The following is a 22,834-nucleotide window of genomic DNA, read 5'->3' on the forward strand; positions in this document are numbered from 1 at the left end:
CCCCGTAGGATCCGTTGGGTGGGGTGAGAGTCGTTGAACCGGCCCCAGTAGGCGTGGACAGTAGGCAGTCTGCAGAGACGAGGAAGAAACCCGTGAGCGACGTCCGTAATGTGATCATCATCGGCTCCGGCCCTGCGGGCTACACGGCCGCTCTTTACACCGCACGCGCCTCACTGAAGCCGCTGGTGTTCGAGGGCGCCGTCACCGCCGGCGGCGCGCTGATGAACACCACCGACGTGGAGAACTTCCCGGGCTTCCAGGACGGGATCATGGGCCCCGAGCTCATGGACAACATGCGCGCCCAGGCCGAACGCTTCGGCGCCGAGCTCGTGCCCGACGATGTCATCTCCGTCGACCTCGCCGGAGACATCAAGACGGTCACCGACACGGCCGGCACGGTCCACCGCGCCAAGGCCGTTATCGTGACGACCGGCTCCCAGCACCGCAAGCTCGGCCTGCACAACGAGGACGCCCTCTCCGGACGCGGCGTCTCCTGGTGCGCCACCTGTGACGGCTTCTTCTTCAAGGACCAGGACATCGCCGTGGTCGGCGGCGGCGACACCGCGATGGAGGAGGCGACCTTCCTCTCCCGCTTCGCAAAGTCGGTCACCATCGTCCACCGCCGCGACTCGCTGCGTGCCTCCAAGGCCATGCAGGACCGCGCCTTCGCCGACCCGAAGATCAAGTTCGCCTGGGACAGCGAGGTTGCCGGAGTGCACGGCGAGCAGAAGCTGTCCGGCCTGACGCTTCGGAACACCAAGACCGGCGAGACGTCCGAGCTCGCGGTGACCGGCCTGTTCATCGCGGTGGGCCACGACCCGCGCACCGAGCTCTTCAAGGGCCAGCTCGACCTCGACGAGGAGGGCTACCTCAAGGTCGAAGCTCCCTCAACGCGCACCAACCTCACCGGTGTCTTCGGCGCCGGTGACGTCGTCGACCACACCTATCGGCAGGCCATCACCGCTGCCGGCACGGGCTGCTCGGCCGCTCTCGACGCTGAGCGCTTCCTCGCTGCGCTCGCCGACGACGAGAAGGCCGCTGCGGCCACCGTCTGATCGACGCCTCACCCCACACCCCAAGAAGTTAAGGAGGCCGCCGTGGCCGGCGCCCTGAAGAACGTGACCGACGACTCCTTCGACGAGGTCGTCCTGAAGAGCGACAAGCCTGTGCTGGTGGACTTCTGGGCCGCGTGGTGCGGTCCGTGCCGCCAGATCGCACCGTCCCTGGAGGCCATCGCTGCTGAGCACGGCGACCAGATCGAGATCGTCAAGCTCAACATCGACGAGAACCCGGACACGGCCGCCAAGTACGGCGTCATGTCCATCCCGACCCTGAACGTCTACCAGGGCGGCGAGGTCGCCAAGACCATCGTCGGCGCCAAGCCGAAGGCCGCGATCCTTCGCGACCTCGAAGGCTTCATCGGCAAGTAGGACCGTGGTCCGTTGTTTCACGTGAAACGGGTCCATCCCCTCGGGGGATGGACCCGTTTCACGTTGTCATGGGCTCTCGGATCAAAGCGGCCGGAGCGCCGGCTCCTTCTGGACGGCACCCAGCAACCGATCCAGCGCCAGCTCGACGTCCTCCTTCCAGGAGAGCGTCGTACGCAGTTCCAGTCTCAGCCGCGGATGAACGGGATGCGGCCGTACGGTCTTGAAGCCGACCGCGAGGAGATGATCCGCGGGAAGCACACAGGCAGGCTCCTTCCACCGGGCGTCACCGAAAGCCTCGATCGCCCTGAATCCCCGACGCAGCAAGTCCTTGGCGACGGTCTGCACCATGACCCGGCCCAGCCCCTGCCCCTGGTATCCCGGCACGATCCAGGCAGTCATCAACTGCACGGCGTCGGGGGAGACGGGGCTCGTCGGAAAAGCCGTCGAGCGCGGCACGTAGGCAGGCGGCGCATAGAGAACGAAGCCCGCCGGCACATCGTCGACATAGACAACGCGGCCGCACGATCCCCACTCCAGCAGAACGGCCGAGATCCATGCCTCTTTCTCCAGCTCGGGCGTTCCCGCCCTTACTGCAGCTTCCCCACTGACCGGATCAAGCTCCCAGAAGACACACGAGCGGCAGCGCCTGGGGAGATCGGAAAGGTTGTCCAGTGTGAGCGGTACGAGCCGACGCCCCATGAAGGCTGTTCCTCGCTTCCTTCGCCCGCCGCACCGCGTGCGGCAATCAGTGCACTCCGTTCAAGGAGCAGGCTGCCGACGGAACCCTCCGACAGCCCCCAGGCCGAGCCCCATTGTCACCAGTCGGCTGCGGCTCACTGATCGCATGGCCCTCCCTCCGCCGAGGTGGCTCAAGCCGGATGTGCCATCCAGAACGCATCGTATCCACCCAGAGATGAAGCCGACACCGAGAGATAGCAAAGGGCGGGCTGTGTTCGGTATCCACCGGAACACAGCCCGCCCCCGGTCCATCGGGCAGAGGTCAGCCCTCGTCGCCCTCTGCAGGGTCCTCAGAGGGGCTCCGGTCCAGCACTCGCCCCTCGCCGGGTGCCAGGCTGCCGAGAATGCGGTCCAGATCCTCCATCGATGCGAACTCGACGACGATCTTTCCCTTCTTCTGGCCGAGGTCGACCTTCACCCTGGTCTCGAAGCGGTCCGAGAGCCGGGAGGCAAGATCGGACAACGCAGGCGCCACCCGGCCGCCGGCCCGCGGCCCCTTGGCCTTGGCAGTGCTCGTGGGACTGGAGCCCATGAGGGTCACAATCTCTTCGACCGCACGAACCGACAGCCCCTCGGCCACAATGCGATGTGCCAGCCTGTCCTGCTCCTCCGAGTCGTCCACGGACAGCAGCGCCCGTGCATGGCCGGCCGACAGCACCCCGGCCGCGACCCTCCGCTGCACCGGAGGCGACAGCCTCAGCAGTCGCAGCGTGTTGGACACCTGCGGGCGGGAACGCCCGATCCGGTCAGCCAGCTGGTCATGCGTGCACTTGAAGTCCTTGAGCAGCTGGTCGTACGCGGCTGCTTCCTCCAGCGGGTTCAGCTGAGCCCGGTGCAGGTTCTCCAGTAGCGCGTCCAAAAGCAGCTTTTCGTCGTCCGTGGCCCGGACAATGGCGGGGATCCGCTCCAGACCGGCCTCACGGCAGGCCCTCCAGCGCCGCTCGCCCATGATGAGCTCGTAGCGCTCCGGACCCATCTTCCGCACCACGACGGGCTGGAGAAGACCCACCTCCTTGATGGAGGTCACCAGCTCGGCAAGCGCGTCCTCATCGAATACCTCACGGGGCTGACGAGGATTCGGGGTGATGGAGCCGAGAAGAACCTCGGCAAAGTACGCTCCTGCGGCTCCCGCAGACTCTGCGGCTGCCTCGGGCTCCGAAACCGGCGCGCTCGGCTCCGGCACAACCGGAGCGGGCGCAAGAGTGGCCACCTTCGCAGCAGCCACTCCCCGCTCTGCCGTAATGACAGGACCCGCCCCAGGAACGGCCGAGCCCACCCCTGTGGACGGCACCTGCTTCTCCTGCGGAGCGGCGGGGATCAGGGCACCTAGCCCACGCCCCAACCCTCTTCGACGCTCACTCACTGGATCCCCTCCGAAATGCTCTGCTGGCTGTTCTCACTGCCCGTGTGGGCATGCTGGGCCTCGTACTGCACCCCGACACCCCGCAGGGCGATCTCACGCGCCGCCTCAAGGTACGACAGCGACCCGCTCGAACCCGGGTCGTAGGTCAGTACGGTCTGCCCATAGCTCGGTGCCTCCGAAATCCGCACCGACCGCGGAATGCTCGTCCGCAGCACCTCCTTGCCGAAGTGGCTGCGCACCTCCTCCGCGACCTGCGAAGCGAGCCTGGTCCTGCCGTCGTACATGGTGAGCAGAATCGTCGACACATGAAGATCGGGGTTGAGATGCCCCCGCACCAGATCCACATTGCGCAGCAGCTGCCCCAGTCCTTCCAGTGCGTAGTACTCGCACTGGATAGGAATCAGCACCTCGGCACCGGCGACCATGGCATTGACCGTCAGCAGACCGAGCGAAGGGGGGCAGTCGATGAGGATGTAGTCCAACGGCTGCTCATATGCCTGGATCGCCCGCTGCAGTCGACTCTCCCGCGCCACCAGCGACACCAACTCGATCTCCGCACCGGCGAGATCGATAGTAGCGGGGGCACAGAAGAGACCTTCGACGTCCGGAACAGGCTGAACCACCTCGGAGAGCGGCCTACTCTCCACCAGGACGTCATAGATGGAGGGGACTTCGGCATGGTGATCAATACCCAGAGCCGTAGAGGCGTTCCCCTGCGGGTCAAGGTCAACCACCAGAACACGTGCGCCGTGAAGCGCGAGCGAGGCGGCAAGATTGACCGTCGTGGTCGTCTTGCCCACCCCACCCTTCTGGTTGGCCACCACCATGACGCGCGTCCGGTCAGGACGGGGCAGGCCCTCGCCGGCGCGGCCAAGGGCCTCGACCGCCAACTGGGCCGCGCGACCGATGGGTGTGTCATCCATCGGCGGCGGTGTTTCACGTGAAACACCCTCCCCCGCCGATTCGGTTCGGGGACCGGGGACCGGATCGGTCATCGGTCCCGCGATGTTGGCGTCGGACCGCAAGGATTCACTCTCCTCGACTTCAGGCTCGCAATGAACAGAGCCTGCCATGCTTTCGGGGTCGTGAACCAGCGAGGCCCGCTCTTCTGTGGATGAATCCACTTCTGTGGACAACTCCGTAGCCCTAACGGGCCTGGGGTGCCGCGGCGCGGCAGCCACGCGACCGCGGCTGATGATTCCATGCAGCAGAGAGCGACGTTTCACGTGAAACACGATGCCCCTGCAGCCTAGCTACAGGGGCACGACACTCCGCGTGGGGTATGCATGGCCGCTTGTCGGGAGCATCGCCGACAGGCAACCAAACTGCATGTAACGGTCGATTTCGCAGCGTGACCAGACGCGTCAGCGACGACGCCTCGTACGGCTCGTCCTCGCAGCCTTGGCCCTCTTTGCGGCGAACCTCACACCGCCCGGACTCTCCCCGACCACCACACGCACCACCGTGGACATCGGATCGACAACGCCCTCCCCGACGTGCAACACCTCGGTCTCCACCACACCGAGCTTGCTCAAGGCCGCACGGGCGCCGACAATCTCCTCTTCGGCCGTATCCCCCTTGAGCGCCAGCATCTCTCCGTACGGGCGCAGCAGCGGAACTCCCCAGCCGGCCAGCCGATCGAGCGGCGCCACAGCCCGAGCCGTCACAACGTGAACTGGCTGAAGCGTCCCAAGAACCTCCTCGGCCCGACCACGCACAACCGTCACATGGTTCAGGCCCAGCAGCTCGACGACTTCCTGGAGGAAATTCGTCCGCCGGAGCAAGGGCTCCAGCAAGGTGATCTTGAGATCCGGACGCACCAGCGCCAGCGGGATACCCGGAAGCCCCGCACCGGAGCCCACATCGCAGACCGTGACCCCCTCAGGCACGACCTCGGAGAGCACCGCACAGTTCAGCAGATGCCGCTCCCACAGCCGTGGCACCTCACGAGGACCGATCAGCCCCCGCTTCACCCCGGCATCCGCCAGCAGTTCCGCGTACCGGACAGCCTCCGGGAAGAACTCACCGAAAACCGCCCGCGCCCCTTCGGGCGCCTGGGGAAGCTCTACTTCCGCCGTCACGGGAACCGTCCTTCCATACCGCACTACCGCACTGTGGGTGGCTGACTATCAGGCTGACAAAGATCGGCCCCGCCTGCGAACAGACGGGGCCGACAGAACAAGGGTCCGGTCAGGCCGGGAGAACGACGACGAAGCGCTGCGGCTCCTCGCCCTCGGACTCGCTGCGCAGACCAGCGGCCGCGACCGCATCGTGCACAACCTTGCGCTCGAACGGCGTCATCGGGTCCAGCTTCACGGGCTTACCGGTGCTCTTGACCTCGTCCGCGGCCTTGGCACCCAGTTCGGCGAGCTCAGCCCGCTTCTTGGCGCGGAAGCCCGCGATGTCCAGCATCAGCCGACTCCGGTCACCGGTCTCCCGGTGCACAGCAAGCCGCGTCAGCTCCTGGAGCGCCTCCAGCACCTCACCGTCGCGGCCCACGAGCTTCTGCAGATCACGTGCCGAGTCGCTGATGATCGAGACCGCGGCCCGGTCCGCCTCGACGTCCATGTCGATGTCGCCGTCGAGATCGGCGATGTCGAGCAGGCCCTCGAGGTAGTCCGCTGCGATCTCGCCCTCCTGCTCAAGGCGGGTCAAGGTGTCGCTGCCCTCAGCGGCCGTGGAGGTGGTGCCTTCCGTCACGGATGGACTCCTTCTTACTTCTTGGACGGGTGCTTGGGCCGCTGCGGGCCCTTGCGCTGTCCGGACTTGGCTTGGCGTGAGGAGCCGGACGCGGGCTTGCCCGCCGGCTTGGGCTTGTCGTCCTGCGATGCGTCCGGCTTCTGCAGAGAGGTCTTGGATCCCGACTCGGTTGAGTCGGTGTCCTTGGCCCCCGCCTGCTGGGCAACACCGGTCTGGCGCTGGGCCTTGGTCTGGCGCTTGGGCTGCTGACGCCGCTGCGCGGCTCCGCCTTCGGCCTCGGCAAGTGCGGTATCGCTCTTGATCACCGTGCCGTCCTCCTGGGCGGCGAAGCCCAGCTTGGCCAGTCCCGTGATGAACTTCCGCTCGATGTCATTGCGATCCGGGCCCTTGGAAACGATCCGCTTGACCGTATTGCGCTTGGTCCTGCCGCGAACCTCACCGTGAGCGGTGATGCTCTTCAGCACACGTCCCAGGTACTGGTCCTGCGCCTTGCTGCCCGGGGTCGGGTTCTGGTTGATCACGTACATCTGCTGACCCATGGTCCAGACGTTGGTGGTCAGCCAGTAGACGAGGACACCGACGGGGAAGTTGATGCCCATGCCGGCGAAGATCAGCGGGAAGATGTACATCAGCATCTTCTGCTGCTGCATGTAAGGCGTCTTGACCGTCAGGTCGACGTTCTTCGTCATCAGCTGGCGCTGGGTGAAGAACTGCGACGCCGACATCATCACGATCATGACCGCGGTGACGACACGAACGTCCAGCAGCGAGGCACCGAGCGCGTGGACCGTCGCTTCGCTGTCCATGAACTTGGCAGCGAGGGGAGCACCGAAGATGTGTGCCTTACGGGCGCTGTCGAGCAGCGACTGGTCGATGACACCGATCGTTTGGCCCGAGGCGATGGCCGAGAGCACGTGATACAAGGCGAAGAAGAACGGCGACTGCGCCAGGATGGGAAGGCACGAGGAGAGCGGGTTGGTACCCGTCTCCTTGTACAGCTTCATCATCTCTTCGGACTGACGCTGCTTGTCGCTCTTGTAGCGCTCCTGGATCGCCTTCATCTTCGGCTGGAGCACCTGCATGTTCCGGGTCGACTTGATCTGCTTGACGAAAAGCGGGATCAGGCAGATCCGGATCAGCACCACCAGGGACACGATGGACAGGCCCCAGGCCCAGCCCGTGTCATCGCCGAAGATCGCTCCGTACAGCGTGTGGAACTGGACGATGACCCACGAAACGGGGTAGGTGATAAAGCTGAACAGACTGGCAATCGTGTCCACTAATCAGGCTCCTTGAGCTTTGGGCGAGGTCTCTGAGGCCGGGCTGGGGGGTTCGGAGACCGTCCCCCCAGGAGGCACATCAGCGGCGGAGTCCCCGCCCTTGCTGCCACGTATTGCATTACGCAGCAGTTCGTGCCAACGCGGGCGTTTGCGTGGCGGGACGTGATCCACGCCGCCGGGTGACCACGGATTGCATCGCAGGATGCGCCAGGCCGTCAGCGCAGTTCCCTTGATCGCTCCGTGCCGGTCGATCGCCGTATATCCATAGTGGGAACACGACGGGTAGTAACGGCAGACAGGCCCGAGAAGTGGGCTGATCGTCCACTGATACAGCTTGATAAGAGCCAGCAGCGGGTACTTCATCGCGCGCCCCCTCCCAGCAGCCGCTGCAGAGCGGCGTCCAGGTCTCGGGCCAGCTGTTCATGGTCGGCGTCGCCCGCTCCGGGCAGCGCTCGTACGACAACCAGGCTACCGGGGGGCAGCAGGGCCAGTCGCTCGCGGACCAGATGGCGAAGCCTGCGCTTCACCGCTGTGCGCACAACCGCTCCACCCACAGCTTTGCTGACAACGAAACCCGCACGCGGCGGGGGAGCATTCTCCCCAGTCACGTGCGGGTCCGTTGCACCGCTGCGTAGATGAACGACGAGAAGCGGGCGGCCGGCCCGGCGTCCTCGACGTACTGCGGTCGCGAAGTCCTCGCGCCGCCTCAGCCGATTCTCGGTAGGCAGCACGTCATGACCTGTAAGCGATCAGGCGGACAGGTTGGCGCGACCCTTGCCACGGCGGGACGCGAGGATCGCGCGGCCGGCACGGGTGCGCATACGCAGCCGGAAGCCGTGGGTCTTCGCGCGACGACGGTTGTTCGGCTGGAAGGTGCGCTTGCTCACTCGGGGGCTCCAGAAATGACTCGTGTGTTGGCGGGACATCGCCTGGCTGTCACCGTGCGCCCACGAGAGACTCGCGTAAACGCCCTAGTGCACCGCTTCACAATCACAGATCGTGATCTTTGCCCATCGGAGGCAGGCGGCAGCAGCCATCGACAACTCGACCTGGTCACGGTACGCGCGGCTACGCCATCCGGTCAAACCGGCTCCACAGAACCCCCACTGTGCACAGCCTGTGGACAACAACTTGAACCATGCGGGTCGGCCTGACTACCGTGGCTGAACTCCGGTTCTTTTTCTTCCTGCCTGCCGGTCCTCACCCATCCCGACCCATCCCGTCCCGAGAACCACACATTCGTGGGACCAGCGAGAGAGCGTGCCTTGTGGCTGATGTACCTGCCGATCTTGCCGCAGTGTGGCCACGAGTGCTGGAGCAACTCCTCGGGGAGGGCCAGCAGGGCATCGAGCCGAAGGACAAGCAGTGGATCGAGCGCTGCCAGCCGCTCGCACTGGTCGCCGACACGGCTCTGCTCGCCGTCCCCAATGAATGGGGCAAGCGAGTCCTGGAAGGCCGGCTCGCGCCGCTCATCAGCGAGACGCTGAGCCGCGAGTGCGGCCGCCCGATCCGCATCGCGATCACCGTCGACGACTCCGCGGGCGAACCTCCCAGCCCGCCCGCGCCTCCGATGCACCAGTCCCAGCAGCCTCAGCAGCACCGCTACCAGGGACCGCAGCACGATGAGCGTCAGCACAACGACGCATACGACGGATACGGACACCGGCCCTCCGACGACGGCATGCCGACCGCCCGGCCCGCCTACCCCGACTACCAGCAGCAGCGGCCCGACCCCGGCGCGTGGCCGCGCACCCAGGAGGACCTCTCCTGGCAGCAGCCCCGGCTCGGCGGATTCCAGGACCGTGACACCTCGGCGGGACAGTGGCGCGAGCCGTACGCCGGCGGCCGCCCCCAGCAGCCGCAGCACGACTACCGGTCGCAGCCGCCCGAGCGTCAGAGTTACGAGCAACAGCGCTCCGAGCGCCACGACATTCAGGACCCCCAGCACCGTCAGGGCGGCGCCGGCACCGGACGGCCCGGCGGCGCCACCGGGCCGATGGGCGCACAGCCCGCTCCCACGCCCGGCCCCGGCGAGCCGGCGGCCCGGCTGAATCCGAAGTACCTCTTCGACACCTTCGTCATCGGTGCGTCCAACCGATTCGCGCACGCCGCAGCGGTCGCCGTCGCCGAAGCACCCGCCAAGGCGTACAACCCGCTCTTCATCTATGGGGAGTCAGGACTCGGCAAGACCCACCTGCTGCACGCCATCGGGCACTACGCCCGCAGTCTCTACCCGGGCACCAGGGTGCGGTACGTGAGCTCCGAGGAGTTCACCAACGAGTTCATCAACTCGATCCGCGACGGCAAGGGCGACACCTTCCGCAAGCGCTACCGCGATGTGGACATCCTGCTGGTCGACGACATCCAGTTCCTGGCGAGCAAGGAGTCGACGCAGGAGGAGTTCTTCCACACCTTCAATACGCTCCACAACGCCAACAAGCAGATCGTGCTTTCCTCGGACCGGCCGCCCAAGCAGCTGGTGACCCTGGAAGACCGGTTGCGGAACCGTTTCGAGTGGGGTCTGACCACCGATGTGCAGCCGCCGGAGCTGGAGACGCGGATCGCGATCCTCCGCAAGAAGGCGGTGCAGGAGCAGCTCAACGCCCCGCCGGAGGTACTGGAATTCATCGCCTCCCGCATCTCCCGGAACATCAGGGAGCTGGAGGGGGCGCTGATCCGGGTCACGGCCTTCGCCAGTCTCAACCGCCAGCCGGTGGACCTCGGGCTGACCGAGCATGTACTGAAGGATCTGATCCCGGGTGGCGAGGACTCGGCTCCGGAGATCACGGCGACAGCCATCATGGCGGCGACTGCAGACTACTTCGGTCTGACGGTCGACGATCTCTGCGGGACCTCGCGCAGCCGCGTGCTGGTGACGGCCCGCCAGATCGCCATGTACCTCTGCCGAGAGCTGACCGATCTCTCGCTGCCCAAGATCGGTGCGCAGTTCGGCGGCCGCGACCATACGACGGTGATGCACGCGGACCGGAAGATCCGTGCGCTGATGGCGGAGCGACGCTCCATCTACAACCAGGTCACCGAGCTCACCAACCGCATCAAGAACGGCTGACGGACCACCGGCACACGCTCTCCGTACGCGCCGGAAGGGCGCCTGGGAAACCCTCACAGGGTTTCCCAGGCGCCCTTCCCCGTTGCCCAAGGCTTGCCCGAAGCCCTTCCTGAGGGCGTCCCGGAGGGCTTCCAGGTGCCGCTCCGAAGTCCTCTGGAAACCTTCCCGCCCCCCCTGAAGCCTTCCCCGAGCCCCTCCGGAGCCCCGAAGGGCCCCTCCGATCCCGGCCTCTGAGGCTCCGATGCAGTCGCGGTGTTCGAATACCCGGCGCCGGCCGTCCGTTCTCCACAGATCTGGGGAGATTTTCCCCTCCACAGCCTGGGGATCCGGAAGTTGTCCATATTGCTTCCACAGGGGCGACTGTCGATACTCCATCAGGCCAGGTCAAGGGCCTGGGGATTTGTGGTCAACAGTGATCCACAGCCTGTGGACAAAATATTCGTCCACAGAGAGCCGATGCTGTTGTCCACCGGTGGCCCACAGTCCGGGCCGTGTTGTCCCCAGCTTCCTCGAGCTTCTCCACACCCCTGTCCACTGTTCGGCAACGCAACACCGCCTTTCACTGCGCCGAGTGAAAGGCGTCACACCAAGAGGGCCGGTTGGGCTGTGGGGAACGTGGGTAAAGCTGGGGACAGCCCTGGGGAGAAACCCCCCTGTCCTGTGCATCGGGTGTGCAGAACTTTCGCGTGTCCACAGAAGCACCGGGTTGTCCACTGGTGCCACCCACAGGGTCGGTGGACAAAAAACTGGGCCTGGCCTGCGGAAACGACGTTATCCACGGTTTCCACAGGCCCTACTACTACTGCCACCTAGAGTTAGCCCGGAATCCGCTTCGAAGTGGGGCCTGTGCACAACTCGGCACCGGAGCTCCCCGAACCTCTTGTCGCGACTTGACCCCGAGCAGCACCGAGTGTCGGTGCCGTACGTCAGACTGGTCCCCGGCGTCCTCCCGCTGTCATCGGTGGGAGACCCGATCAGACGACGAAGGCCAGCAGGGCGAGCGAGCAACAGCAGGAGGCGGTTCCGGTGAAGATCCGGGTGGAGCGCGATGTACTCGCGGAGGCTGTGGCCTGGGTGGCCCGTAGCCTCCCGGCCCGTCCGCCGGCGCCCGTTCTTGCGGGCCTTCTACTCAAGGCTGAGGACGGCGCCCTCAGCTTCTCCAGCTTCGACTACGAGGTCTCGGCCCGGGTCTCGGTGGATGCCGAGGTCGAGGAGGACGGCACGGTGCTGGTCTCCGGCCGGCTGCTCGCCGACATCTGCCGTGCCCTTCCCAACCGTCCGGTGGAGATTTCCACAGACGGTGTACGAGCCACCGTGGTCTGCGGCTCCTCGCGATTCACACTCCACACCCTTCCTGTGGAGGAGTACCCGGCGCTGCCGGAGATGCCGACCGCGACCGGCACGGTCCCGGGTGAGGTCTTCGCCTCGGCCGCCGCCCAGGTCGCCATCGCCGCGGGCCGTGACGACACGCTGCCGGTCCTGACCGGTGTGCGGATCGAGATCGAGGGCGAGACCGTCACCCTGGCGTCCACCGACCGCTACCGCTTCGCGGTCCGAGAGTTCCTCTGGAAGCCGGAGAACCCGGATGCCTCGGCTGTCGCCCTGGTGCCCGCCAAGACGCTGCTGGACACCGCCAAAGCGCTGACCAGCGGTGACACGGTGACTCTGGCGCTGTCCGGCTCGGGTGCCGGTGAGGGCCTGATCGGTTTCGAGGGCGCGGGCCGGCGTACGACCACGCGACTGCTCGAAGGCGATCTGCCGAAGTACCGGACGCTGTTCCCCACCGAGTTCAACTCGGTCGCGGTCATCGAGACCGCTCCGTTCGTCGAGGCCGTCAAGCGTGTGGCTCTTGTCGCCGAGCGGAACACTCCGGTGCGGCTCAGCTTCGAGCAGGGTGTGCTGATCCTGGAGGCGGGTTCCAGTGACGATGCACAGGCTGTGGAGCGGGTCGACGCGGTGCTGGAGGGTGACGACATCTCGATCGCCTTCAACCCGACCTTCCTGCTGGACGGGCTGAGCGCGATCGACTCCCCGGTCGCCCAGCTCTCGTTCACCACGTCCACAAAGCCTGCGCTGCTCAGCGGCCGTCCGGCCGTGGACGCCGATGCGGATGACGCGTACAAGTACCTGATCATGCCGGTCCGCCTTTCCGGCTGACCCGACCATCGGTCCTGCAACGGCAGCTCCCGACGGGCGCGCTCAGTGCCGAGCATGCCCGTCGGTCTGTCCCCGGCCGGGCGTAGGCTCGGCCTTGGGTACGAATCGGCACAACGCTTAAGGAATCTCTGATGGAGCTCGGTCTCGTCGGCCTCGGCAAGATGGGCGGCAACATGCGCGAGCGCATCCGCCGCGCAGGCCACACCGTCATCGGTTACGACCGCAACCCGGACGTCTCCGATGTCCACAGCCTCGAAGAGCTTGTGGGCAAGCTGAAGGGTCCCAGGGTCGTCTGGGTGATGGTGCCGGCCGGTGCGCCGACCCAGGCCACCATCGACGAGCTGGCCGGGCTCCTTTCGCCCGGTGACATCGTCGTGGACGGCGGAAACTCCCGCTGGACGGACGACGAGAAGCACGCGGTCGAGCTGGGCATCAAGGGCATCGGCTTCGTGGACTGCGGGGTCTCCGGCGGCGTATGGGGCCTGGAGAACGGCTACGCGCTGATGTACGGCGGTGACGCCGAGAGCGTGGCGAAGGTCCAGCCGGTCTTCGACGCGCTGAAGCCCGAGGGCGACTTCGGTTCCGTCCACGCGGGCAAGGTCGGCGCCGGCCACTTCGCGAAGATGGTCCACAACGGCATCGAGTACGCCATGATGCAGGCCTATGCCGAGGGCTGGGAGCTCCTGGAGAAGGTCGACTCCGTCACCGATGTGCGCGAGGTCTTCCGATCCTGGCAGGAGGGCACGGTCATCCGCTCCTGGCTGCTCGACCTGGCCGTCAACGCCCTTGACGACGACGAGCACCTCGACAAGCTCCGTGGCTTCGCCGCCGACTCCGGTGAGGGCCGCTGGACGGTGGAGGCCGCGATCGACAACGCGGTGCCGCTGCCCGCGATCACTGCGTCGCTCTTCGCGCGTTTCGCCTCGCGGCAGGACGACTCCCCGCAGATGAAGATGATCGCCGCGCTGCGCAACCAGTTCGGCGGCCACGCGGTCGAGAACAAGAAGTAACCGCAACGAGGAGCGGGCCGGGCCGAGGTGTCCGACCCGTAACTACGGAGCACGGAGCAGGAAGCCGGGAAGGTCGGCGTAACACCCATGCATGTCACGCATCTCTCGCTGGCCGACTTCCGCTCGTACGCCCGGGTCGAGGTACCTCTCGATCCGGGCGTCACCGCTTTCGTGGGGGCCAACGGCCAGGGCAAGACGAATCTGGTGGAGGCCGTCGGCTACCTTGCGACGCTCGGCAGCCATCGGGTCTCCTCCGATGCGCCGCTGGTGCGGTTGGGCGCGGACCGGGCTGTCATCCGGGCTGCCGTGACGCAGGGCGAGCGCTCGCAGCTGGTCGAGCTGGAGCTCAATCCGGGCAAGGCCAATCGGGCCCGGATCAATAGATCGCCGCAGGTCAGGCCGCGTGATGTGCTGGGGATCATACGTACGGTGCTGTTCGCGCCGGAGGATCTGGCGCTGGTCAAGGGGGACCCCGGGGAGCGTCGGCGTTTTCTCGACGAGCTGATCACGGCGCGTTCGCCGCGGATGGCGGGGGTGCGTTCGGACTACGAGCGGGTGCTGAAGCAGCGCAACACCTTGCTGAAGTCGGCGGCGATGGCGCGCAGGCACGGTGGCCGGTCGATGGATCTGTCCACCCTCGATGTGTGGGATCAGCATCTGGGCCGGGTGGGTGCGGAGCTGCTGGCGCAGCGGCTGGATCTGATCGCTGCGTTGCAGCCGCTGGCTGACAAGGCGTATGGGGATGTGGCGCCGGGTGGTGGTCCGGTGACGTTGGAGTACCGCAGTTCGGTCGGTGCGGGTGTGGGTTCGGTGCGTACACGTGAGGAGCTGTACGAGCAGCTGATCGCGGCCCTGGTGGATGTGCGTAAGCAGGAGATCGAGCGGGGTGTGACGTTGGTCGGTCCGCACCGTGATGATCTGTTGCTGGGGTTGCGGGGGATGCCGGCCAAGGGGTACGCGAGCCACGGTGAGTCCTGGTCGTATGCGTTGGCGCTGCGGCTGGCTTCGTACGATCTGCTGCGCGGCGAGGGCAATGAGCCGGTGCTGGTGCTGGACGATGTCTTTGCCGAGCTGGATGCGCGTCGTCGTGAGCGGTTGGCGGAGTTGGTGGCTCCGGGCGAGCAGGTGCTGGTGACGGCTGCGGTGGACGATGACGTTCCGGGTGTGCTGGCGGGGACGCGGTATGCAGTGTCCGCGGGTGAGGTGGAGCGGCTGTGAGCGGCCGTGGTGAGGGGTCCGGGGCTTCTGGGGAGCAGTCACAGGAGCGGCCGGTGGAAGGGAAGCAGCCGGAGCCGTCGGGTGTCGATCTGGCGCGGGTGGCGTTGCGTGCGGCGAAGGAGCAGGCGCGGGCCCGTGGTGCTGCGGCGCAGCAGAAGAAGCAGGCCAGGCGGGGTGGTGGGCTGCGTTCCGGGGCGCGGGCGGACGGGCGTGACCCGTTGCCGTTGGGTGCTGCGATCAATCGTCTGATCACTGAGCGTGGCTGGGAGACGCCTGCGGCGGTGGGTGGGGTGATGGGGCGCTGGCCGCAGATCGTCGGTGAGGATCTGGCCAATCACTGTGTGCCGTTGCGGTACGACGAGGATCCGGACGAGCGGGTGCTGACGGTGCAGTGCGATTCGACGGCGTGGGCGACGCAGCTGCGTTTGCTGGCGCCTCAGCTGGTGGCTCGGCTGAATGCGGATCTGGGGCATGGCACGGTGAGGCTGATCAAGGTGTTGGGGCCGGGGGGGCCGCAGCGCAGGTTCGGTCCACTGCGGGCGCCGGGGAGCACCGGTCCTGGCGATACGTACGGATGAGGCCTCTGAGCTGGGCTTTTCCTTGTTTCTGAGCTCCGTGGGGCTCTGTTCCGATTCGAGTCATGGCCTTGTTGCTGTCTTCTCGGTGGCGCCGTCCGTCGCGTCCGTGTTGTGCGGGTATGTGGCGGTTGAAACCACGCGGCGGGAGTGGGGCGTCCCTCACGGTAGTGAGAGGTTGACAGGCCGAAGCGCTCAATGCCCGCGTGAGCCTCTTGGGGGGCCGTCCTGAATATGGGGAGTCGTCAGGCGCTCATTCAGGGCGGCACATGCGTACTCAGGTACCGGCAAACCCCCATTCATGTCCGTGCTACCGGTAGACTGGTGGACAATCCCGCATCCTTGCGGGAGTCGTCGATTACAAGCCGAACGACGCAGCCGCTCCCGACTGTCCGGAGAACGGCTTGTGCTGTGCCAGAAAGGGCGCTTCGTGGCCGATTCCGGCAACCCCAACGAGAACATTCCGTCCACACCCGGTGAGAGCGGCGGGGCAACTGCCTCGGGCGAGGTCGCGTCCTCGTACGATGCGAGCGCGATCACCGTCCTCGAGGGCCTGGACGCGGTCCGTAAGCGACCTGGCATGTACATCGGCTCGACCGGTGAGCGCGGCCTCCACCACCTCGTGTACGAGGTCGTCGACAACTCGGTCGACGAGGCGCTGGCAGGGCACGCGGACACGATCGACGTCACGATCCTCGCCGACGGCGGGGTCCGCGTGATCGACAACGGCCGAGGCATCCCGGTCGGCATCGTGCCGTCGGAGAAGAAGCCCGCGGTCGAGGTCGTGCTGACGGTGCTGCACGCCGGCGGCAAGTTCGGCGGCGGCGGCTACGCCGTCTCCGGCGGTCTGCACGGTGTCGGTGTCTCCGTGGTCAACGCGCTGTCGTCGCGGGTCTCGGTCGAGGTCCGGACGGACGGTTACCGCTGGACCCAGGACTACAAGCTCGGTGTGCCCACCGCTCCGCTGGCCCGCAACGAGGCCACTGACGAGACGGGGACGTCCGTCACCTTCTGGGCCGACGGGGACATCTTCGAGACGACCGAGTACTCCTTCGAGACCCTGTCGCGCCGCTTCCAGGAGATGGCGTTCCTCAACAAGGGCCTGACGATCAAGCTCACCGACGAGCGCGAGTCGGCGAAGGCGACGCTGGGTGCGGATGTTGCCGAGGTGGCCGAGGTCGCCGAGGCGGAGCAGGCCCGCACGGTCACGTACCACTACGAGGGCGGCATCGTCGACTTCGTGAAGTACCTCAACTCCCGCAAGGGCGACGTCATTCACCAGTCGGTGATCGACATCGAGGCCGAGGACAAGGAGCGTCTCCTCTCGGCCGAGATCGCGATGCAGTGGAACACGCAGTACAGCGAGGGTGTGTACTCCTTCGCGAACACGATCCACACGCACGAGGGCGGTACGCACGAGGAGGGTTTCCGTGCGGCGCTGACGACGCTGGTCAACAAGTACGCGCGGGACAAGAAGCTGCTGCGCGAGAAGGACGACAACCTCACCGGTGACGACATCCGTGAGGGTCTGACGGCGATCATCTCGGTGAAGCTGGGCGAGCCGCAGTTCGAGGGTCAGACGAAGACCAAGCTGGGCAACACGGAGGCGAAGACCTTCGTCCAGAAGGTGGTGCACGAGCACCTCACGGACTGGTTCGACCGCAATCCGAACGAGGCGGCCGACATCATCCGCAAGGGCATCGCGGCGGCCACGGCCCGTGTCGCGGCCCGCAAGGCGCGTGATCTGACCCGTCGTAAGGGGCTCCTGGAGAGTGCCTCGCTGCCGGGCAAGCTGAGCGACTGCCAGTCCAACGACCCGACGAAGTGCGAGATCTTCATCGTCGAGGGTGACTCCGCCGGTGGTTCGGCGAAGTCCGGCCGTAACCCGATGTACCAGGCGATCCTGCCGATCCGAGGCAAGATCCTGAACGTCGAGAAGGCCCGGGTCGACAAGATCCTGCAGAACACCGAGGTCCAGGCGTTGATCTCGGCCTTCGGTACCGGGGTCCACGAGGACTTCGATATCGAGAAGCTTCGCTATCACAAGATCATCTTGATGGCGGACGCCGATGTCGACGGTCAGCACATCAACACCCTGCTGCTGACGTTCCTCTTCCGTTTCATGCGTCCGCTGGTCGAGGCCGGGCACGTGTACCTCTCCCGTCCGCCGCTCTACAAGATCAAGTGGGGCCGGGACGACTTCGAGTACGCGTACTCGGACCGGGAGCGCGACGCCCTGGTCGAGCTGGGCAAGCAGAACGGCAAGCGGATCAAGGAAGACTCGATCCAGCGCTTCAAGGGTCTCGGCGAGATGAACGCCGAGGAGCTGCGCGTCACCACGATGGACATCGACCACCGGGTCCTCGGCCAGGTCACGCTGGACGACGCGGCGCAGGCCGACGACCTCTTCTCGGTGCTGATGGGCGAGGACGTCGAGGCGCGGCGCTCGTTCATCCAGCGCAACGCCAAGGACGTCCGCTTCCTCGACATCTGAGTCGGCCGTACCAGCAAGCCGCCGCTCGAAAGGACTTTGACCAGCAATGGCCGACGAGAACACCCCTGTGACACCTGAAGAGGAGCCCGCCGCCGGCGTGGGCATGCGTGTCGAGCCCGTGGGGCTCGAGACGGAGATGCAGCGCTCCTACCTCGACTACGCGATGTCCGTGATCGTCTCGCGTGCGCTGCCTGACGTACGGGACGGTCTCAAGCCCGTCCACCGCCGGGTGCTGTACGCGATGTACGACGGCGGTTACCGGCCCGAGAAGGGCTTCTACAAGTGTGCCCGTGTCGTCGGTGACGTCATGGGTACGTACCACCCGCACGGTGACTCGTCGATCTACGACGCACTGGTGCGACTGGCACAGCCGTGGTCGATGCGCATGCCGCTGGTGGACTCCAACGGCAACTTCGGCTCTCCGGGCAACGACCCGGCCGCCGCCATGCGGTACACCGAGTGCAAGATGATGCCGCTGTCCATGGAGATGGTCCGGGACATCGACGAGGAGACCGTCAACTTCCAGGACAACTACGACGGCCGCAACCAGGAGCCGACGGTTCTGCCGGCGCGCTTCCCGAACCTGCTGGTCAACGGTTCCGCGGGCATCGCGGTCGGTATGGCGACCAACATCCCGCCGCACAACCTGCGTGAGGTCGCGGAGGGTGCGCAGTGGTACCTGGAGCACCCGGAGGCTTCGCAGGAGGAGCTCCTGGACGCGCTGATCGAGCGGATCAAGGGCCCGGACTTCCCGACGGGTGCGCTCGTCGTGGGCCGCAAGGGCATCGAGGAGGCGTACCGCACCGGCCGTGGTTCGATCACGATGCGTGCGGTCGTCGCGGTCGAGGAGATCCAGAACCGGCAGTGCCTGGTCGTCACGGAGCTTCCGTACCAGACCAACCCCGACAACCTGGCGCAGAAGATCGCCGACCTGGTGAAGGACGGCAAGGTCGGCGGGATCGCGGACGTCCGTGACGAGACCTCGTCGCGTACGGGTCAGCGTCTGGTCGTCGTGCTGAAGCGGGACGCGGTCGCCAAGGTCGTTCTGAACAACCTGTACAAGCACACCGATCTGCAGACCAATTTCGGCGCCAACATGCTGGCGCTGGTCGACGGTGTGCCGCGCACCCTGTCGATCGACGCGTTCATCCGCCACTGGGTGACGCACCAGATCGAGGTCATTGTCCGGCGTACGAAGTTCCGTCTGCGCAAGGCGGAGGAGCGGGCGCACATTCTGCGCGGTCTGCTCAAGGCGCTGGACGCGATCGACGAGGTCATCGCCCTCATCCGACGCAGCCAGACGGTCGAGGTGGCGCGCGAGGGCCTGATGGGCCTGCTGGAGATCGACGAGATCCAGGCGAACGCGATCCTGGAGATGCAGCTGCGCCGACTGGCCGCGCTGGAGCACCAGAAGATCACGGCCGAACACGACGAGCTCCAGGCGAAGATCAACGAGTACAACGCGATCCTGGTGTCGACGGATCGGCAGCGTCGGATCGTCAGCGAGGAACTGGCGGCGATCGTCGAGAAGTTCGGCGACGACCGGCGTTCCAAGCTGGTGCCCTTCGACGGTGACATGTCCATCGAGGACCTGATCGCCGAGGAGGACATCGTCGTCACGATCTCGCGCGGCGGCTATGTGAAGCGTACGAAGACGGACGACTACCGCTCGCAGAAGCGCGGCGGCAAGGGCGTGCGCGGTACGAAGCTCAAGGAAGACGACATCGTCGACCACTTCTTCGTGTCGACGACGCACCACTGGCTGCTGTTCTTCACGAACAAGGGCCGGGTGTACCGGGCGAAGGCGTACGAGCTCCCGGACGCCGGCCGCGATGCCCGCGGTCAGCATGTCGCCAACCTGCTGGCTTTCCAGCCGGACGAACAGATCGCCCAGATCCTGGCGATCCGTGACTACGAGGCCGCGCCGTATCTGATCCTGGCCACGAAGGGCGGTCTCGTGAAGAAGACCGCGCTGAAGGACTATGACTCGCCGCGTTCCGGTGGTGTCATCGCCATCAACCTTCGGGAGACGGCAGATGGCGCCGGAGGCACTGCCGACGAGCTGATCGGTGCGGAGCTGGTGTCGGCCGAGGACGATCTGCTGCTCATCAGCAAGAAGGCCCAGTCGATCAGGTTCACTGCGACGGACGATGCGCTGCGCCCGATGGGCCGTGCCACTTCGGGCGTCAAGGGCATGAGTTTCCGCGAAGGCGATGAACTGCTCTCGATGAATGTTGTCCGGCCAGGTACGTTCGTGTTCACTGCCACCGATGGTGGGTACGCGAAGCGGACTCCCGTCGACGAGTACCGCGTTCAGGGTCGTGGCGGCCTGGGCATCAAGGCTGCCAAGATCGTGGAGGACAGGGGCTCGCTGGTCGGTGCGCTGGTGGTCGAGGAGACGGATGAGATCCTCGCCATCACGCTCGGCGGCGGTGTGATTCGTACGAGAGTCAATGAAGTCAGGGAGACGGGCCGTGACACCATGGGCGTCCAACTGATCAATCTGGGCAAGCGCGATGCCGTCGTCGGTATCGCTCGTAACGCCGAAGCCGGCCGCGAGGCCGAAGAGGTCGAGGGGTCCGAGGACGCCGAGGCCGCGACGGCAGACGCTGCCGAGAGCACAGTCGAGGGCAATGTCGAAGGCACGTCGCCTTCGGCCGGGGAGCACGAGGAGTAGAGCGTGAGTGGAGCCACGGGCGCCGGTTCGGCCGCTTCCGGAGCTGGAGCGAACGGTGCCCGTGGCCCTGCCACGGACTCCCAAGGGGGCACTGTGACGGACACTCGGGGGCCTCAGCCCCAGTACGAGGGTTATGCGACCGGGCCGTTGCCCGGTGAGCGCGAGCCCGCACCGGGGCAGGCGAGCGGGCCGTACCACCCGCCGCAGGCGTACCCCTCGCCCGCGGGCGAGACCCAGGGCGGCCGGCCGCACGGTACGCAGGGCGCCGGCGCCGCGCAGGCGGCCCGGCGGCCGCGGACAGGGGCGCAAACCACTCCGCGTACCCGCAAGGCGCGCCTGCGGGTGGCCAAGGCCGACCCGTGGTCGGTGATGAAGGTCAGCTTCCTGCTTTCCATCGCGCTCGGTATCTGCACGGTGGTGGCGGCCGCGGTGCTGTGGATGGTCATGGACGCGATGGGCGTCTTCTCCACCGTGGGCGGCACGATCAGCGAGGCCACCGGCTCGAACGAGAACAACGGCTTCGATCTTCAGTCGTTCCTGTCGCTGCCGCGGGTCCTCATCTTCACCTCGGTCATCGCTGTGATCGATGTGGTTCTGGCGACCGCGCTGGCGACGCTGGGCTCCTTCATCTACAACCTGTCGGCGGGCTTCGTGGGCGGGATCGAGCTCACGCTGGCCGAGGACGAGTAGGGCGCCCGGGTATCGATTTTGGGACTGGCCCCGACGTGCGCTAATCTTCAGAAGTCAGCGCACAGCGCGGCGGGGCTATAGCTCAGTTGGTTAGAGCGCATCCCTGATAAGGATGAGGCCACAGGTTCAAATCCTGTTAGCCCCACAGTGACAGTTGAAGGCCCGGAATCTCTTCGGAGATACCGGGCCTTCTGCGTGTGGTCGGTGCGATGCGTCCCCGGGTGTGCGTGCGCAGGGGTTGAGGAACGCGGTCTCGGGGCCGGTCTTGGCGCCTGTACGCGCCCAGGCCCGGGGTCTGGGCGCGTACAGGGAGACCTTCCCGGGGCCCGGTGCGGCACGGAGATGTGCCCTGTTCCCGCGCCGACGGGGGCAGCGCGGGGCTTGAGCGCATGAAGAAGCCCCCGTCCGGCGTGAACCGGCCCAGGGGCTCTGTGTGTCAGTTGCGCGGCTCTCACGGTGGGAGGAGGGATGCGTCCCCCGCCGGGGCCCCGTGGGCTGCGCGGGCGGTGTTCCTTGTCTCCATGGCGTCCGTCGTGTCTGCGGACAGATGCCGGGTGGCGGGTGAGGAGCCGTGTGCCTCGGCGCGGATGCGCTGCTTCATCGTGGGTGGCAGCGCCCTGTCACGCGGAAGGGTCCATCGCACCGACGGGGTGGTCGCGGTTGCCGCCGTCGCACCCGTGTGCTCCTGGCTCGTGGTGGTCGGCTCCGTGGTGCTCGACTCCGTGGCCGCCGCCGGGGTGCTCATGAGCCCCAGTGCGGCGAGGAGTGCGAAGAAGGCGGTGACGAAGGCGGTCCAGATGTTCTTGGCCTTGACGGTGCTCATGGCCCCTCGCTTTCGTGTAGTCCGGTTTGCTTACCTTTCTGATGATGTGGACGTGGCCCGCGATTTCGTGGACCGACGCCATCGATCCGCCGATCTTCAGATGAACACCACTCGTATGGTTCAACCGGCCTTGACGGGTGTGTGCGGGGCGATCGGCGTGGCCGGGTCCTTCGGTCGGGACGGTCCGCGGAGCGGCCCTTGGGTGATCGCTTTTCCCTGGACGCCAGTTGGGGCGCAGGTAGGTCACCGATCGATATCGGCCGGTGTGTATAGTCGGGCGGCAGAAGTCCCCTACGTCAAGGAAAGACGAGGTCGCGCGGTGAAGAAGCTTCTCCTGGTCGCACTGGCCGCCATCGGCGGGCTCCTCGTGTACCGCCAGATCCAGGCGGATCGCGCCGAGCAGGATCTGTGGACGGAGGCGACTGACTCCGTGCCCGCAGGTTCGGGTGTGTGAGACAGAACAGCCTGATTGCGGGCCCCGGTCGCTGAGCGGCCGGGGCTTCGTGCTGTTGCGGGACCGTGACACCCGTGCTCTTGAGTTCACCTAAGCAAATCAATAGGTTGCGAGAGCAAAACAGCCGGGTTTTTCGGTCGAGGGGGCACGGGTGA

21 protein-coding genes and 1 tRNA gene are annotated in these 22,834 nt (G+C 66.3%); 12 read left to right on the forward strand and 10 right to left on the reverse strand.

Annotated features, from left to right (window positions below; translation table 11 throughout):
- Positions 1-92: 92 nt before the first annotated feature.
- Entirely contained in the window at positions 93-1,055 is a 963-nt protein-coding gene (gene trxB, locus OG953_RS21740) for a thioredoxin-disulfide reductase (protein ID WP_405686249.1), read from the forward strand.
- Positions 1,056-1,097: 42 nt separating this feature from the next.
- Positions 1,098-1,430 (forward strand): thioredoxin, encoded by a 333-nt coding sequence (trxA, locus tag OG953_RS21745; protein WP_405686251.1) that lies wholly within the window; start codon positions 1,098-1,100, stop codon positions 1,428-1,430.
- Between the two features lie 81 nt (positions 1,431-1,511).
- Here trxA and OG953_RS21750 read toward each other — a convergent pair whose 3' ends face one another.
- The 9 genes from OG953_RS21750 to rpmH form a co-directional block, all read right to left on the reverse strand.
- Positions 1,512-2,129: a GNAT family N-acetyltransferase gene (locus tag OG953_RS21750; protein WP_405686252.1), complete on the reverse strand. Its 618-nt coding sequence runs from the start codon at positions 2,127-2,129 to the stop codon at positions 1,512-1,514.
- Positions 2,130-2,430: 301 nt separating this feature from the next.
- Positions 2,431-3,531, reverse strand: a complete 1,101-nt coding sequence (locus OG953_RS21755; protein ID WP_405686254.1) for a ParB/RepB/Spo0J family partition protein — start codon at positions 3,529-3,531, stop codon at positions 2,431-2,433.
- Complete coding sequence (locus OG953_RS21760) at positions 3,528-4,604, reverse strand: ParA family protein (RefSeq protein WP_405691969.1); 1,077 nt, start codon at positions 4,602-4,604, stop codon at positions 3,528-3,530. The genes OG953_RS21755 and OG953_RS21760 overlap by 4 nt, the downstream gene beginning before the upstream one ends.
- 291 nt (positions 4,605-4,895) lie before the next feature.
- Positions 4,896-5,612: a 16S rRNA (guanine(527)-N(7))-methyltransferase RsmG gene (gene rsmG / locus OG953_RS21765; protein ID WP_327274146.1), complete on the reverse strand. Its 717-nt coding sequence runs from the start codon at positions 5,610-5,612 to the stop codon at positions 4,896-4,898.
- 109 nt (positions 5,613-5,721) lie between these two features.
- Positions 5,722-6,231 carry a protein jag gene (locus OG953_RS21770; protein ID WP_405686256.1) on the reverse strand — a complete coding sequence of 170 codons (510 nt, stop codon included), beginning with the start codon at positions 6,229-6,231 and terminating at the stop codon, positions 5,722-5,724.
- A 14-nt stretch (positions 6,232-6,245) separates the two neighbouring features.
- Positions 6,246-7,511 carry a membrane protein insertase YidC gene (gene yidC / locus OG953_RS21775; protein ID WP_405686257.1) on the reverse strand — a complete coding sequence of 422 codons (1,266 nt, stop codon included), beginning with the start codon at positions 7,509-7,511 and terminating at the stop codon, positions 6,246-6,248.
- Positions 7,512-7,514: 3 nt separating this feature from the next.
- Positions 7,515-7,874 carry a membrane protein insertion efficiency factor YidD gene (gene yidD, locus OG953_RS21780; RefSeq protein ID WP_078852785.1) on the reverse strand — a complete coding sequence of 120 codons (360 nt, stop codon included), beginning with the start codon at positions 7,872-7,874 and terminating at the stop codon, positions 7,515-7,517.
- Positions 7,871-8,242 carry a ribonuclease P protein component gene (rnpA, locus tag OG953_RS21785; RefSeq protein WP_093895046.1) on the reverse strand — a complete coding sequence of 124 codons (372 nt, stop codon included), beginning with the start codon at positions 8,240-8,242 and terminating at the stop codon, positions 7,871-7,873. The genes yidD and rnpA overlap by 4 nt, the downstream gene beginning before the upstream one ends.
- An 18-nt stretch (positions 8,243-8,260) precedes the next feature.
- A complete protein-coding gene (rpmH, locus tag OG953_RS21790) occupies positions 8,261-8,398 on the reverse strand; it encodes a 50S ribosomal protein L34 (RefSeq protein ID WP_030930485.1) in 138 nt (45 codons plus the stop codon).
- Between the two features lie 380 nt (positions 8,399-8,778).
- On the opposite strand from rpmH, the gene dnaA reads away from it, so the two are divergent.
- From dnaA to OG953_RS21835, 9 genes are all read left to right on the forward strand, one after another.
- Positions 8,779-10,581 (forward strand): chromosomal replication initiator protein DnaA, encoded by a 1,803-nt coding sequence (dnaA, locus tag OG953_RS21795; RefSeq protein WP_405686259.1) that lies wholly within the window; start codon positions 8,779-8,781, stop codon positions 10,579-10,581.
- A gap of 1,026 nt (positions 10,582-11,607) precedes the next feature.
- Positions 11,608-12,738 carry a DNA polymerase III subunit beta gene (gene dnaN / locus OG953_RS21800; RefSeq protein ID WP_405686260.1) on the forward strand — a complete coding sequence of 377 codons (1,131 nt, stop codon included), beginning with the start codon at positions 11,608-11,610 and terminating at the stop codon, positions 12,736-12,738.
- 131 nt (positions 12,739-12,869) lie between these two features.
- Positions 12,870-13,748, forward strand: coding sequence for a phosphogluconate dehydrogenase (NAD(+)-dependent, decarboxylating) (gnd, locus tag OG953_RS21805; RefSeq protein WP_405686261.1), 879 nt, complete (start codon positions 12,870-12,872; stop codon positions 13,746-13,748).
- An 87-nt stretch (positions 13,749-13,835) separates the two neighbouring features.
- A complete protein-coding gene (gene recF, locus OG953_RS21810) occupies positions 13,836-14,966 on the forward strand; it encodes a DNA replication/repair protein RecF (protein ID WP_405686262.1) in 1,131 nt (376 codons plus the stop codon).
- A gap of 53 nt (positions 14,967-15,019) precedes the next feature.
- On the forward strand, positions 15,020-15,544 hold the full coding sequence (locus OG953_RS21815) for a DUF721 domain-containing protein (protein WP_232837722.1): 525 nt from the start codon (positions 15,020-15,022) through the stop codon (positions 15,542-15,544).
- 403 nt (positions 15,545-15,947) lie between these two features.
- Positions 15,948-18,035, forward strand: a complete 2,088-nt coding sequence (gyrB, locus tag OG953_RS21820; protein ID WP_405686264.1) for a DNA topoisomerase (ATP-hydrolyzing) subunit B — start codon at positions 15,948-15,950, stop codon at positions 18,033-18,035.
- Between the two features lie 46 nt (positions 18,036-18,081).
- Positions 18,082-20,712, forward strand: a complete 2,631-nt coding sequence (gene gyrA, locus OG953_RS21825; protein WP_405686265.1) for a DNA gyrase subunit A — start codon at positions 18,082-18,084, stop codon at positions 20,710-20,712.
- Between the two features lie 93 nt (positions 20,713-20,805).
- Positions 20,806-21,402, forward strand: coding sequence for a DUF3566 domain-containing protein (locus OG953_RS21830; RefSeq protein WP_405686266.1), 597 nt, complete (start codon positions 20,806-20,808; stop codon positions 21,400-21,402).
- 71 nt (positions 21,403-21,473) lie between these two features.
- Positions 21,474-21,547, forward strand: a tRNA-Ile gene (locus tag OG953_RS21835).
- 306 nt (positions 21,548-21,853) lie between these two features.
- On the opposite strand, the gene OG953_RS21840 is transcribed toward OG953_RS21835, so the two are convergent.
- Entirely contained in the window at positions 21,854-22,225 is a 372-nt protein-coding gene (locus OG953_RS21840; RefSeq protein WP_405686267.1) for a DUF6344 domain-containing protein, read from the reverse strand.
- Positions 22,226-22,544: 319 nt separating this feature from the next.
- Here OG953_RS21840 and OG953_RS21845 point away from each other — a divergent pair, with 319 nt between their 5' ends.
- Complete coding sequence (locus OG953_RS21845) at positions 22,545-22,679, forward strand: DLW-39 family protein (RefSeq protein ID WP_003958712.1); 135 nt, start codon at positions 22,545-22,547, stop codon at positions 22,677-22,679.
- The last annotated feature ends 155 nt before the right edge of the window (positions 22,680-22,834 follow it).

Origin of the sequence: Streptomyces sp. NBC_00057, assembly GCF_045041165.1 — a bacterium.
Classification (GTDB): Bacteria; Actinomycetota; Actinomycetes; order Streptomycetales; family Streptomycetaceae; genus Streptomyces.